Raw genomic sequence first — 13,446 nt, forward strand, 5'->3', positions numbered from 1 at the left:
ACGCCATGCCAGTCGTGCCTGCGGCCACGCCGGCCCCCGCCATCGGCATCGTGCACCTGGGCCTGGGGGCGTTCCACCGCGCCCATCAGGCGGTGTACCTGCAACGCCACCACAACCGCCACGGCCAGGGCGGCTGGGGCCTGTGCAGCGCCAACCTGCGCAGCAACAGCGCCTTGGTCGAGCAACTGCGCGATCAGGCCTGTACCTACCATGTGGCCGAGTACCGCGACCGCGAACAGGCGACGCTGCGCCAGATCAATGTGCTGCGCGAAGCCCTGTACGTGGGCGAGGGCGGCCAGGACCTGGAGCGCCTGCTGCAACGCATGGCCGCGCCCGCCACCTGCATCGTCACTCTGACCGTCACCGAAAAGGGCTACTGCCTGAGCCCGGCCAACGGCCAGTTGCGCCTCGACGATCCGGTCATCGCCCATGACCTGGCCCACCCCCAGGCGCCGCGCAGCGCCCCGGGCATCGTCCTCGAAGCCTTGCGCCGGCGCCGCGTGGCGGGCACCCCGGCTTTTACGGTGCTGTGTTGCGACAACATGCCCGACAACGGGCAGCGCACCCGCGCCGCCGTCAGCGGCTTGGCCAGGGCTCAGGACGCGGACCTGGCGCAGTGGATCGACACCCAAGTGGCGTTCCCCAGCAGCATGGTCGACCGCATCGTCCCGGCCATGGACGCCGATGCCTTCACGCACCTGGAACAGCAACTGGGCTGCGCCGACCGCGCCGCCGTGGTGTGCGAAAGCTTCAGCCAATGGGTGATCGAGGACCACTTCCCCCTCGGCCGCCCAGGTTGGGAGGCCGAAGGCGTGCAGATGGTCGCGGATGTACAGCCCTTCGAGACCATGAAACTGCGCATGCTCAACGGCAGCCATTCCCTGCTGGCCTATGTCGGTCTGCTGGCGGGCCACCGCACCGTGTGCGAGGCCATCGCCGACCCGGCGCTGGCCCGTTTCATCCGCCGCTACCTGCTGGACGAAGCGGCGCCCACCCTGGCCGTGTCCGCGGGTATCGACCTGCCCACCTACGCCAACCAGTTGCTGGCGCGGTTTGCCAATGACAGCCTGCAACACCCCTTGCGCCAGATCGCCATGGACGGTTCGCAAAAACTGCCCCAGCGCTGGCTGCACGGCGCGCAGCACCTGCTGGAGCAGGGCCGCGGCATTGCCTGCACGGCCTTGGGCGTGGCGGCGTGGATCCGTTGCTGTACCCAGGCCCTGCCCGGCGCCGCCGCGCCCCTTGCCAACGACCCGTTGCACGCCACCTACGCCGACCTCGCCGCACGCTGGCAGGGCGCGGCGCTGGTGGACGCCTTTCTCGACCTGCGGGATGTATTCGCGCTGGAACTGGCCGAGCGCCCCGCGTTGCGCGACGCCGTACAACAGGCCTACGCCGCCCTGGCGCGCGATGGCCTGCCCCAACTCTTGAACGCTCACGCCTGACAACAAAAAGGAACATCACATGGAACAGACTTGGCGCTGGTTTGGCCCCCAAGACCCGATCTCCCTGGCCGATGTGCGCCAGACCGGAGCCACCGGGATCGTCACCGCCCTGCATGAAATTCCCAACGGCCAGGTGTGGCCGGTGGACGCCATTGCGGCGCGCAAACAGATGATCGAAGCCGCCGGCCTGACCTGGTCGGTGGTCGAGAGCATCCCCGTGCACGAGGACATCAAACGCGGCTGCGGGCGGCGCGACGAATACATCGCCAACTATCAGCAGAGCGTGCGCAACCTGGCCGCCTGCGGCATCGATATCGTCTGCTACAACTTCATGCCGATCCTGGACTGGACCCGCACCGACCTGGCTTTCGAGCTGGAAGACGGCGGCTGGGCCCTGCGTTTTGACCAGACGGCGTTCGCCGCGTTCGACCTGTTCATCCTCAAGCGCCCCGGCGCCGAGGCCGAGTACAGCGGCGAAGATATTGCCCAAGCGCAGGCCTACTTCGCGCAACTGAGCGAGGAGGGCCGCCAAACCCTGGTCAACACCTTGATCGCCGGCCTGCCGGGCGCCGAGGAGCACTACAGCCTCGAAGATTTTCGCGCCTTGCTGGCCACCTACGCCCAGATCGACGAAAGCACATTGCGCGAGCACCTGGGGCACTTCCTGCGTCAAGTGATCCCGGTGGCCGAGGAGGTGGGCGTGCGCATGGCCATCCACCCGGACGACCCGCCGCGGGCGCTGCTGGGCCTGCCGCGCATTCTTTCCACCGCCGCCGACGCGCAGTGGCTGCTGGACGCCGCGCCGAGCCCGGCCAATGGCCTGACGTTCTGCACCGGCTCCTACGGCGTGCGCGCCGACAACGACCTGGTGGCCATGGCCAAGCAGTTCGCACCGCGCATCTACTTCACCCACCTGCGCTCCACCCGCCGCGAAGCGGACCCGCGCAGCTTCCACGAAGCCCACCACTTGGGCGGCGACGTGGACATGGTCGGCGTGATAAGCGCCCTGGTGGCCGAAGAACGCCGCCGCGAACGCGAAGGCGGCCCGCGCTTGCCCCTGCGCCCGGACCACGGCCATCAACTGCTCGACGACCAACACCGCCACAGCAACCCCGGCTACTCCCTGATCGGCCGCCTCAAAGGCCTGGCGGAAATCCGCGGGGTCGAACTGGCGGTGCGCGCGGCGCACTGACTACAGGGACAACACTGCCGCTCCCACAAGAAAACACTGCCACTGCACTGTGGGAGCGGGCCCGCCCGCGATGAGGCCAGTACCGGCGCTGCACTTTGGGCGGCTGGAACGCAGCCATCGCGAGCAGGCTCGCTCCCACAATGGAACATGAATGCCCGCCACAAACCCCACTCCCACTCCACTTGAACTGTGGGAGCGGGCCTGCCCGCGATGAGGTCAGTACAGGCGCTGCATCTCTACCAGCCCCACCCCCGCTATCGCGGGCAAGCGCAGCGCCGCCCGGCCCCCATAAAGGGTGGGTGTCTGATGCCCGCTCAGCCATTTTCTTGACGTCAATCTTCCTAAAAAATGCCTCCGGTCAAGGACTTGATTGATCGTTCAATTAAAATGACGCGGCATATTCGCGTACATGAATCGATCCGGGGGGCTAGAGTGCAAGCAAGGCGTTGGGGTACATCCGTTTTCAAATGCGCCGCCCGCCGGCCGGGTTTCACCAAGGAGCATTTGAAATGGCCACATTAAGTACTGCGCAACGCATCATGCTGGGTTTTGCCATGGCACCGCTGGCCATGTCGGGCATTGCCCTCTACGCCTTGAACGACCTGGCAACGCTCAAGGAGCAGGCCGTGGTGATCGTGAAGCAGGATTGGCCGAAAATCGAGCCGCTGATGCTGATCGCCACCGGGGTGCGGGACAACGGCAAGAGCACCCGCGATTTGCTCATTGGCGCAGACAACGGCCAAGTGCAGCAACGCATCGACACCACCAAGCAGCGCATCACCCAGGCCCTGGCCACTTTGGAGCCGCTGTTCTACCTGCCTGAAGGCCAGGCCGCGTTCGCCGAACTCAAGCGCCACCGCGAGGCCTATGTAGCGGCGTTCACCCAGGTGCAGGCGTCGATTCGCCAGGGCGACAAAGCCGCTGCCATGGCCCAGTTGCAGGAGCAGGTGATGCCCGCAGAGCAGCAGGTGTACCAGAGCCTGGATGCGCTGATGGCCCTGCAGGAGCGGATTTTCGTCGAGCGCGAACAGGTCGCCCAGAGCCTCTACAACAGTGCGCGGCTGAACATGCTGGGCCTGTTCGTGCTGTGCCTGGCGGCGGTGATCGGTGTCGCCACACTGGTGATCCGCAGCGTCACTCGGCCGTTGGGCGGTGAACCGGACCAAGCGGCACGGGTGCTGAACCAGATCGCCGAAGGCGACCTGACCATCGCCGTGCCCGTGGCCGGCAGCGCGCCAGGCAGTGTGATGCGCAACATGCAGCACATGCAGGACAACCTCAACACCATGGTCAAGCAGATTGCCGCCTGCGTGGACAGCGTCGCCAGTTCTTCCGAGGAACTGAGCACCGTCAGCGGCCAGACCACCGCCAACCTGCAACTGCAAGGTCAAGAGATCGAGCAGGCAGCCACGGCGGTCAACGAAATGACGGCAGCAGTGGACGAGGTGGCGCGCAACGCGGTGAGCACCAGTGAAGCTTCGCGCCTGTCGGAGCAGACCGCCCAGCGCGGCCGCGCCCAGGTCGGGGAAACCGTGGCTTCCATCAGCGCCTTGGCTGATGGCGTGGTCGAAACCTCGGCACGCATCCAGCAACTGGCCGCGCGGGTGCAGGACATCAGCACCGTGCTGGAAGTGATCCGCAGCATCGCCGAGCAGACCAACCTGTTGGCCCTTAACGCCGCCATCGAAGCGGCCCGCGCCGGGGACGCCGGCCGTGGCTTCGCGGTGGTGGCCGATGAAGTGCGGGCCTTGGCCCATCGCACCCAGGTGTCCACCGCGGAAATCGAGCAGATGATCGGCAATATCCGCCTCGACACCGGCCACGCCGTGACCGCGATGCACGACAGCAGCCAACTGGTCCAAGCCACCTTGCAGATCGCCCGTCGCTCCGGCGAGGCGCTGGAGGAGATCACCCAGTCCATCTCGCAGATCAACGAGCGCAACCTGATGATTGCCAGCGCCACCGAAGAACAGGCCCTGGTGGCCCGCGAGGTGGACCGCAACCTGATGGGCATCCGCAGCCTGTCCGAGCAGGTATTGCTGGGCGCCCGTCACACCCAGGTGGCGGGGGATGAATTGGCGCAAATGGCCGGCGAACTGAACCAGACCGTCGCCCGTTTCAAGGTCTAGCCGTCGAATCCGCTTGCCGCTTCTCACTTGCCGCTTGGCGCTCCAAAACCAAATAGGTCAGGGTCGCCAGCGCCAGCGGCAGCAGGTAATACAGGGTGCGGTAGGCGATCAGCGCGGCGATGATGGCGCCCGTTTTCACCTCTCCGCGCAGCAGGGCGACGAACACCATTTCCAGCACCCCAAGGCCCGCCGGGATGTGGGTAATCAGCCCGGCCACGCTGCTTATCATCAGGGGCGCCAACACATGGGGGTAGGCCACGCCGGCCGGCAACAGCGTGTAGATCAGCAAGGCCATCAGCGCCCAGTTGCTGGCCCCCAACACCCCTTGCAGCAGGGCCAGGCGCCAGCTCGGTAAGGTCAGTTCCTGGCTGCGCCAGCGCCACGCGCGCCGCGTGGCGAAACGGCAGGCCATTAGGTACGCCAGGCCCAGCAGCAACAGCGCTACGCCTATCACCCGCAGCAGGGTGCTGCTCACCCCCCAACTGGCGGGTAAGCGCGGCAGGCCCAGGCAAAACAGCACCCCGGCCAGCAGCAGGTAGCCAAACCAGTTGGTTATCAGGCTCAAGGTCAGTACCCGGGTGATATCGGCGGTCTTCAGGCCCTGGCGCGAGTACAGCCGATAACGCAGGGCAATGGCACCGACCCAGGAACTCAGGTTGAGGTTGAACGCGTTGCAGACAAAGGCAATCGGGTACACCCGCCGCACCGGCAAGCCATGGCCCACGTGGTAGCGGCCCAGCACATCGAAACTGCTGAACACGGCGTAGCCCAAGGCACTGAGGCCCAGCCCCAGGAGCAGGGTGGCGGGGCGGTACTGCATCAGGGCCTGGCGCACCTGTTGCCAGTCCAGGGTTTTGATGAGCATGAACATCAGCCCGCACACCGCCACGAACAGGCCTAAGGTCAGGGCCCGGCGCACCCGGCGCCAGCGCTGGGGGCTCATGCTGAGGTGCGGTCCGCGCCGCGTCGGGCCCGTGGCCGGGCGAACAGGGATTTGAGCCGGGGCGAATGGGCCGGCAACCAGCCCACGAAGCGCGGGAAGTGGCGCAAAAAGTGAAAGCCGAGAAAGATCAGCGGCGCCCGCCACCAATAGCCCCGGCGCGACAGCTTGCGGCTGACGGCGGTGCACTGCTCCTGGGCCAGTTCCTGCAAATGCGCGTAGAGGTGCTGGTTGAACGCGCCATCGCGGATCAGCACGTTGGCCTCCAGGTTCAACGACAGGCTCAACGGGTCGAGGTTGCTTGAACCCACAGTGGCCCATTGTTCGTCCACCAGGGCTACTTTGCCGTGCAACGGGCGCTGGCAGTATTCGTGGATCTGCACGCCTTCACGCAGCAGGTAGTCGTAGAGCAGGCGCGACAGCAGGCTGACCAGGGGCATGTCCGGCAGGCCCTGGAGGATCAGTTGCACCCGTACCCCGCGCCGGGCGGCGTTGCGCAATTCCCGCAACAGGCGATAGCCCGGGAAGAAGTAGGCATTAGCGATCACCAGCCGTCGCTGGGCGCTGCGAATGGCTTGCAGGTATTGCACCTCGATGGCGGTGCGCGCCCGTTCGTTATCGCGCAGCACCAGGCGCGCCGAAACGCCATCGGCTTGTGCCGGGGGCTCAGGGGCCGTAGCCCCGGCCTGTTGCAGCAGGGCCAGGCTGGCCTGGCGGATGTCGGCCACTACCGGGCCCTGGAGCTTGACCGCGTAATCCTGCTTGGCCATGCCGCCGCGTTCGGCGAGGTGGTCTTCGCCGTAATTGATGCCGCCGACAAAGGCCACTTGCCCGTCGACGACCACAATCTTGCGGTGCATGCGGCGGAACAGGTTGGTGCGCATCCCCAGCAGGCGCGGGCGCGGGTCATACAAGTGCACCGTGACCCCGGCCTCGTTGAGGCGCGCCACGTAGTCGCGGCTCAGGTCGGTGCCGAAGCCGTCGACAATGATCTGCACCCGCACGCCACGCCGGGCCGCTGCCATCAGGGCGTGCTGCAACTGCTGGCCGACCTCGTCCTCGAAAATGATGAAGGTTTCCAGCAGCACCTCCGTGCGGGCCTGGCCGATGCTCTCGAACAGGCTGGGGAAATACGCCTCGCCATTGATAAGCAGGTGCACACGGTTGCCGTCGCGCCAGGGATAGCTCACAGGATCACCTCCACACTCAGCGGCAGATGGTCGGACAAATGCGACCACGGGCGTCGGCCCAGCACCCGTGGATCATGCAGTTGCAGGTGGCGCACATAGATGCGGTCCAGGCGCAGCAGCGGCCAGCGCGCCGGGAAGCTGCGGGCCGCAACGCCATGGGCCTGGACGAACGCTTCGCGCAGGCCACAGCAGCCCAGCACGGCGTCGGCCCGTTGGCGCCAGTCATTGAAGTCGCCGGCGACGATCACCGGTTCATTGGCCGGCAGGCTGTCGAGCAACGCGCACAACAGGTGCAGTTGCGCGGTGCGCTGGGTTTCGCTCAGGCCCAGGTGCACGCACACCGCGTGCAGCGGCCGGCCCACGTCCAGCAGCGCATGCAGCAGGCCGCGTTCTTCGCCGCCGGCGCTGGGGATGTTCAGGTTGCGATGGCTGCGAATCGGGTATTTGGACAGCAGCGCATTGCCATGGTGGCCCGCTGGGTACACCGCGTTGCGCCCGTAGGCGAACTGCGGCCACACGGTGTCGGCGAGGAACTCGTACTGCGGCGTGCTCGGCCACTCGGGGTGGCGCCCGGCCCACTGGCGGTGCTCGCCGAGCACTTCCTGGAGGAACACCAGGTCCGCCGACACCTCGCGCACTGCGTCACGCAATTGCGGCAGCACGAAGCGCCGGTTGAACTGGCCAAACCCCTTATGGGTGTTGACCGTGAGGATACGCAGGCGCCCGGGCGCGGCCACGGCGTTCATCGCAGGCCCTTGCGGTTCATGGCTGCGTCATCGGGCGAATGTACTCAGGGTTGAGCACGTTGAACCAGAACAGGATCATCCCCACCAGAATGGTCACCAGCACCAACAGGCCCAGGCCCCACACTGAGGCGGCGTAGGGCAAGCCTCGGTCCTGATTGAGCCGCATGAACTTGGGCAAACCGACGAACAGCAGGTAAGTGGCATAGACGCTGGACACCAGCAACGCCGCCACTGCCAGCCAACGGCTGGGGTACAGGCCGCTGATGCCTGCGAGGAAGTAGGGCGTGGCGGTGTAGGCGGCAAAACCGATGCACTGGTTCAGGCTGGGGCGCGCCTCGAAGGCGCGCGACATCCAGCGGATGAAAGCGCCCATCAGCAAGGTGCCCACCAGGGTCGCCAAGTACAGCAGCACCGCCAGTTGCAAGGCGCTGCGCACGCTGACCCGCACGGTTTCGTCTTCGGCCAGGCTCCAGCCGACAAAGGCGATCCCCACGAACAGGCACGCTGCTGGCAGCAGCGCCCAGAGCAGCAGGTGCAGAAGGTAATGGCGCGGATGCTGTTCTTCTTCGGTACGGATTTGTGTCCAGGCTTGTTCGGGTTCGCTAAAGAGTCGAATTACGTGGGGTTTCATGGCTGCCTCCGCGTGTCGATGCCCATCAGGGCCTTAAGCCTATGGAGGGAGGCCGTTGGCAAGGGTTCAAGTTTTTTGCGCCAGCGGTGCGCCATTGATCGGCCTTGGCGAACCAACCGCGGCGCCGGGCGGTCGGCTGCTTTACTTGCCCCTGCAATGGAGTCATGCCCATGCCCCCGCATTCACCGCACAAACGGGTGGTGGCCTATAACGTCAACCCTGCCGCCGCCGAGCACGAAGTGCAAACCAACCTGGCCCAGGCCCGGTGGCTGGCCGAGATTCTCGGTTGGCCTTTCGACGGGCCCTGGCAACCGGCCGCGCCAGGGCACCCGGGCCTGTATTTCGTGCCCAGTCAGACCCTCGTCGGCCCCCAGCGCGAACAACTGGCCATCGATGGCGCCGAGGACCTGCTGGGCGGTTATGTGCAGCACGGTTTCATTGCCACCAAGGCGATTTCCCACCCGTTGATAAGTGAAGGCACAGGCGTGCCGGCAGGCTGGAACCCGCAGTTTGCCGAGCGGGTGCGTGACGTGGTGCTGCCCGGGGTGACGGTGTTCGACCTGGGCGACGCCCGCCGCGCCGCTACCGAGGGCCTGGCTCGGGGTGTGCTGCGGGTTAAATTGGTCGAGGCCTGTGGCGGCGAGGGCCAGGCGCTGCTGCGCAATGGCCAGGACCTGAAGCAATGGTTAGCGGGGCTGAGCCCTGCCATCTGCGCCGCCGGTATCGTGCTGGAAGAGAACCTGGAAGGCGCGATCACCCACAGTGTCGGCCAGACCCTGGTGGACGGCCTGCTGATGACCTACTTCGGCGAGCAGTTCCAAACCCGCAACGGCCGCGGCGAGTGCGTCTACGCCGGTTCCAGACTGACTGTGGTGCGCGGCGACTACGTCGATCTGCTGGCTCGCGACCTGGCCGCCGACGTGCGCCGCGCCGTGGAATATGCCCGCACTTACGACACTGCCGCGGCTTTGAGCTTCCCTGGGTTTTTCGCCTCGCGGCGCAACTATGACGTGGTCCAGGGCATCGGCGCCGATGGCCAGCAGAAGGTCGGCGTACTCGAGCAATCCTGGCGCGTTGGCGGTGCCACGGGCGCGGAACTGGCGGCATTGCAGGCCTTTGTCGAGCAGCCAACGCGCAATACCCTGTGCGCCAGCACCCATGAAGTCCACACCGAACAGGACGCCCCCGCACAGGCTCGGGTGCTGTTCCGGGGCCGTGACACCCGTGGCGGCTTTCTTCTCAAATACGCCGAGGTGGATGCCGATGACCGCCAACAGTGAACCGGCCCGCATCCGGGTGGAGCAAGACACCATCGCCGGCACGTTTCTGAGCCCCAAGGCCAAGGTGCCGGGGGTGTTGTTCGTCCACGGCTGGGGCGGTAGCCAGGAGCGTGACCTGAACCGCGCCCGAGGTATCGCCGGCCTGGGCTGCGTATGCCTGACCTTCGATTTGCGCGGCCACGGCGCCTTCAACGACCGCCAGGCCAGCGTCACCCGCGAAGACAACCTGCGCGACCTGCTGGCCGCCTACGATCATTTGCTCTCGCACCCGGCCATCGACACCTCGGCCGTGGCGGTGGTGGGCACCAGCTATGGCGGCTACCTGGCCACGCTCCTGAGCCAGATGCGCAAGGTGCGCTGGTTGGCGTTGCGGGTGCCGGCCATTTACCGCGACGAGGATTGGCACCTGGCCAAGCGCGAACTCAACCGCGAGGATTTGATGCAGTACCGCGCCAGCCACATCGACGCCACCGGCAACCGCGCCTTGCGGGCCTGCGCAGCGTTTCGCGGGGATGTACTGATCGTCGAATCCGAGCACGACGAACACGTGCCCCACGCCACGATCATGAGTTACCGCGCCGCCTTCCAGCAGACCCACTCCCTGACCCACCGCATCATCGACGACGCCGACCACAGCCTCACCAGCGAAGTCGCCCAAGAGGCCTACACCTCGATGCTGGTGGACTGGGTGACGGAGATGGTCGTGGGCGAACGGCTGAGCATCAACCCCGCGCCGTGAGCCGAGCTGGCTGATGCGGCACAACCCCCCAGTGGGGCTTGGCCGCTGGCGATTTCAAGACCGCCATCGCGGGCAAGCCAGGCCTACAACTACATTTGGGCCAGGGACTTGAGGTAGTCGCCAAACCCGCCTCGGGCACGGCAGTCGAGGCGGCTGCTGGTGCTGACGCTGTTGGCGGCGGTCCAGACGATGCGTGCCCCGGTCTTTTGCAGGGCCTGGACCAAGTGCACATCCTCATGGGCGGGCAGGGGCGCGAAGCCGCCGGCGCGGCGATAGGCCTTGGCGCACACGCCCAGGTTGGCGCCGTGGATATGGCGGTGGCCGTCTTTGTCGTGATACAGGCCCTCGTAGCGCTGGCGCACCGCCACCGAATGCTCGGCCTGCCACTCATCGACTCGCACCGTACCGCACACGGCGTCGGCCTTGAACGCCAGTTGGTGCAGCAACCAATCGGCGGGCACCGTGCTATCGGCATCGGTGCAGGCCAGCCAGCGGGCGCCGCGCTCGAGCATATAGGCGGCGCCCGCGCCCCGGGCGTAGCCGACGTTGCCACGCTGCACCTCCAGGGTCTGCACGCCACAGGCCAGGGCAATATCCCGGGAGCCGTCGCTACAGGCGTCCAGCACCACCAGTATCTGGACTTCTTCCCCGGCGCCTTCGGCGTGGCGGGCAGCGTTGTTCAAGGCCGCCAGGCAGGTGCCGAGCAGGGCTTGTTCGTTATGGGCAGGGACGACGACGCCGATCATAGGGTGTGCTCGTTCAGGTCGATGGCAGAGGGTTGGCGGCACCACAGTTCCAGCAGAAAGTCGGGTTCTTCATGGCGCACCACCCGATGCAACGGTAAGTGGCGCGCGAGCAAGGCATGGACCTGGTGCCCGGTTTGCGGGCAATCGGCGATCGGGTGCAACCAGTGGCAGGCCAGCAGGGTCCCGTCCACCGCCAGGCTGGCCACCGCGTGCTCCAGGGTGCGGCGCCAGTGCTCGGCATCCAGGTAGTAGCCCACTTCACTGAGCACGATCAGGTCGAACTGCCCCGGCGGCCAGTCGCCCGGCAGGTAACCGTGGAGCACACGGCAATGGGGCAGGGCGTGCAGGCGCTGGCGGGTAAGGTCGACGGCGGTGGCGCTGGCGTCCAGGCACAGCAAGTGCTCGCTGCGCTCGGCCAGGGCCAAGCTCAGTTCGCCATTGGCGCAGGCCGGCTCGAATACCCGGGGGTAGCGCTGCTGCCCCAGGCTGGCCAGGCACAGGTCGCGTTTGCGCTTTTCGTACCAGCGTTGGCGAAAGGCCCAAGGGTCGGGGCTGTCGTTAAACAGTTGCTCGAAGTAGTCGGCGGGTAGGCTCATAGAAAGATCAGCTCGAAGGGTTGTAACAGGCGCGCCAGCGCCGCGGGGGATAAAACAGGTGCCGCGCCGGTGGTGGCGTCCGGGCTCAGTTGGCTGGTATGCGCCGCGATGGCGTGGCGCTTAAGGGCCAGGCATTGCGGGTCGAGCATCAACTTGCGGGCGCGCAGCCAGGGCAAGCGACGGTCCTCTGGCTCGGCCCAGTGCCAGGCCCATACGGGAATTTCCATTAGCCGCGCATCGCACCGCCGGGCGGCCTCGGCACAGGCGCGACCTACCGCGTCATGGTCGCAATGGGCGTCGTGGCGCCAGGTGGTGAGCACCCGGTCGCCGGGGCGCAACAGGCCTTGCAGTTGTTCGGTCAATGCACCCTCCAGGGCCGGTACCTGCGTATCGGGCAAGCCCAGGCGGCGCCAATCGAGGCCCGGCAGGTGCAGGCCCAGCCGCTCCAGGGCATGGGCACTTTCCAAGGGCCGGGCCTGGCGCAGACGGCTGGCGGGCCAGGTCAGCGAGCACGGGTGGCTGCCTTCGCCATCGGTCACCGAAACCAGCAGCAATTGCTCTTCCTGGCCGGCAAAGCGGCTGAGCAAGCCGCCACACATCAGCACCTCGTCATCGGGGTGCGGTGCAACCACCACCAGCCGCCCGTCGTGCGGCAACAGCAGTTGTGCGGTGATGGTTGGCACCGCTTGCAAGGCGCGCGAGGCCTGCCATTGCGCCAGCGATGTGCCGGGGCCGCGGATCGGGTTGTCCCGGGCGTTGACGCCGCTCATAGGTTCCAACTCACAGCGCTGGGGCGGGCCTGCTGGCGGCCCAATTCGGCAAGGTCACGCTCGGCGTGGCTTTGGCGAATGAACACTGGCAAGTCGGCGCTCAAACGGGCGAAGTGCGGGTTGCGGCAGAAGGGCGTCGCCCCCAGGGCCCGGCCGACGTGCCGCTGCACCTGCTCGACGGCGCTTTCGACCTGGGCGCGGGTGCGGCGCACGATGAGCTCGGCGTCGGCTTGCGGATGGGCGTCGATCCACGCCGCGCACTCGCGCAATGCGGCGCCGGCACCGCAAAGGGCGGCATCCACGGCGCCCAGGTGCGCCTCGGCGTGGGCATCGGGGGAACGCCCGCCACAGGCTTTACGCAGGTATTCGGCCAGGGCTTGCGCCGCGCCGTACCAGCACGCAGCAATCCCCGCACCGCCATGCCAGAAGCCGCGCCGTTGCAGGTACTCGCCACTGGCGCCAACAGGCTGGCCGATGGCCCCTTGCAGGGCGACGTTGACGCTGGCGGTGCCGGCCATGCCGCGGGCCTGCCAATCCAGGCTGTGCATGCTCAGGGCCGGTTGGTCGAGGGAAACGGCCACCAGTTGCGGGCGGTCGTCCTGATCCCAAGCGGTGAGCAGCGCGTGGTCGATTTGCAAGGCTCCGGAGCACCAGGCCTTCACGCCTTCGAGCATCACCCTGTCGCCGTCCGCACCCACGATACGCACCCGGGCGCTGGGTGGCTCGGCGGCCCACACGCCCCAGGTCCCGGGCTTATCCACTGCGCGAGCGTGCAATTCGGCGAGGATCGCCTTGGCGTCGGTGTGGCCTTCAAAGAGCTTGGCCAGGGCCAGGTCAGTGCCGCCGATCCGCGCCAGGGCCCGCCAACGGGCGAGCGTGTGGCCGCGCCCGGGCAAGGGCAAATCGGCGTGGCCGCAGTCGACGCAGCTCTGCATCATGCGCTGTAACTGTGTGTCGAGCTCCAGGGGCACGGGGCGCGAGGCGAACGCTTCGAGGGAGGCCTGGAGGCGTGGTTCGTCGTCGGCCTGTAGCGAGGTCATCG

Annotated in this window: 13 protein-coding genes; 5 read left to right on the forward strand and 8 right to left on the reverse strand. The window is 66.8% G+C overall.

All coding sequences use genetic code 11. The features are described 5' to 3' along the window. The first annotated feature begins 5 nt into the window (after positions 1 to 5). From AC19YR_RS07755 to AC19YR_RS07765, 3 genes are all read left to right on the forward strand, one after another. Entirely contained in the window at positions 6 to 1,445 is a 1,440-nt protein-coding gene (locus tag AC19YR_RS07755) for a mannitol dehydrogenase family protein (RefSeq protein WP_500597849.1), read from the forward strand. 19 nt (positions 1,446 to 1,464) lie between these two features. Then, positions 1,465 to 2,637 carry a mannonate dehydratase gene (gene uxuA / locus AC19YR_RS07760; protein ID WP_500597851.1) on the forward strand — a complete coding sequence of 391 codons (1,173 nt, stop codon included), beginning with the start codon at positions 1,465 to 1,467 and terminating at the stop codon, positions 2,635 to 2,637. 509 nt (positions 2,638 to 3,146) lie between these two features. Beyond that, the gene (locus AC19YR_RS07765) at positions 3,147 to 4,766 is read left to right on the forward strand and encodes a methyl-accepting chemotaxis protein (protein ID WP_500597853.1); all 1,620 of its coding nucleotides are present in this window, start codon (positions 3,147 to 3,149) and stop codon (positions 4,764 to 4,766) included. Here AC19YR_RS07765 and AC19YR_RS07770 read toward each other — a convergent pair. The 4 genes from AC19YR_RS07770 to AC19YR_RS07785 are packed head-to-tail and all read right to left on the reverse strand — an operon-like array spanning position 4,756 to position 8,273. Then, positions 4,756 to 5,709, reverse strand: a complete 954-nt coding sequence (locus AC19YR_RS07770; RefSeq protein WP_500597854.1) for a lysylphosphatidylglycerol synthase domain-containing protein — start codon at positions 5,707 to 5,709, stop codon at positions 4,756 to 4,758. The genes AC19YR_RS07765 and AC19YR_RS07770 overlap by 11 nt on opposite strands. Then, positions 5,706 to 6,896, reverse strand: coding sequence for a cardiolipin synthase ClsB (gene clsB / locus AC19YR_RS07775; protein ID WP_095108271.1), 1,191 nt, complete (start codon positions 6,894 to 6,896; stop codon positions 5,706 to 5,708). The genes AC19YR_RS07770 and clsB overlap by 4 nt, the downstream gene beginning before the upstream one ends. Further along, positions 6,893 to 7,642 carry an endonuclease/exonuclease/phosphatase family protein gene (locus tag AC19YR_RS07780; RefSeq protein ID WP_500597856.1) on the reverse strand — a complete coding sequence of 250 codons (750 nt, stop codon included), beginning with the start codon at positions 7,640 to 7,642 and terminating at the stop codon, positions 6,893 to 6,895. Before AC19YR_RS07780 ends, clsB begins: the two co-directional genes overlap by 4 nt. A gap of 16 nt (positions 7,643 to 7,658) precedes the next feature. Continuing rightward, positions 7,659 to 8,273 (reverse strand): Yip1 family protein, encoded by a 615-nt coding sequence (locus AC19YR_RS07785; protein WP_500597858.1) that lies wholly within the window; start codon positions 8,271 to 8,273, stop codon positions 7,659 to 7,661. 170 nt (positions 8,274 to 8,443) lie between these two features. Here AC19YR_RS07785 and AC19YR_RS07790 point away from each other — a divergent pair, with 170 nt between their 5' ends. Together AC19YR_RS07790 and AC19YR_RS07795 are read left to right on the forward strand one after the other, a co-directional pair. After that, positions 8,444 to 9,553, forward strand: a complete 1,110-nt coding sequence (locus tag AC19YR_RS07790) for a DUF3182 family protein (protein ID WP_500597859.1) — start codon at positions 8,444 to 8,446, stop codon at positions 9,551 to 9,553. Next, positions 9,537 to 10,292 carry an alpha/beta hydrolase family protein gene (locus tag AC19YR_RS07795; RefSeq protein WP_095108274.1) on the forward strand — a complete coding sequence of 252 codons (756 nt, stop codon included), beginning with the start codon at positions 9,537 to 9,539 and terminating at the stop codon, positions 10,290 to 10,292. Before AC19YR_RS07790 ends, AC19YR_RS07795 begins: the two co-directional genes overlap by 17 nt. An 89-nt stretch (positions 10,293 to 10,381) precedes the next feature. On the opposite strand, the gene AC19YR_RS07800 is transcribed toward AC19YR_RS07795, so the two are convergent. From AC19YR_RS07800 to AC19YR_RS07815, 4 genes are read right to left on the reverse strand one after another with little or no spacing between them, the layout of a single operon-like run. Beyond that, positions 10,382 to 11,038: a glycosyltransferase family 2 protein gene (locus AC19YR_RS07800; RefSeq protein ID WP_500597860.1), complete on the reverse strand. Its 657-nt coding sequence runs from the start codon at positions 11,036 to 11,038 to the stop codon at positions 10,382 to 10,384. Next, the gene (locus tag AC19YR_RS07805; RefSeq protein ID WP_500597861.1) at positions 11,035 to 11,634 is read right to left on the reverse strand and encodes a class I SAM-dependent methyltransferase; all 600 of its coding nucleotides are present in this window, start codon (positions 11,632 to 11,634) and stop codon (positions 11,035 to 11,037) included. Before AC19YR_RS07805 ends, AC19YR_RS07800 begins: the two co-directional genes overlap by 4 nt. Next, positions 11,631 to 12,404: a PIG-L deacetylase family protein gene (locus tag AC19YR_RS07810; protein ID WP_095108277.1), complete on the reverse strand. Its 774-nt coding sequence runs from the start codon at positions 12,402 to 12,404 to the stop codon at positions 11,631 to 11,633. Before AC19YR_RS07810 ends, AC19YR_RS07805 begins: the two co-directional genes overlap by 4 nt. Then, a complete protein-coding gene (locus AC19YR_RS07815; protein ID WP_500597862.1) occupies positions 12,401 to 13,444 on the reverse strand; it encodes an acyl-CoA dehydrogenase in 1,044 nt (347 codons plus the stop codon). The genes AC19YR_RS07810 and AC19YR_RS07815 overlap by 4 nt, the downstream gene beginning before the upstream one ends. Positions 13,445 to 13,446 lie beyond the last annotated feature (2 nt).

The organism is Pseudomonas sp. MF08817 (assembly GCF_059862705.1).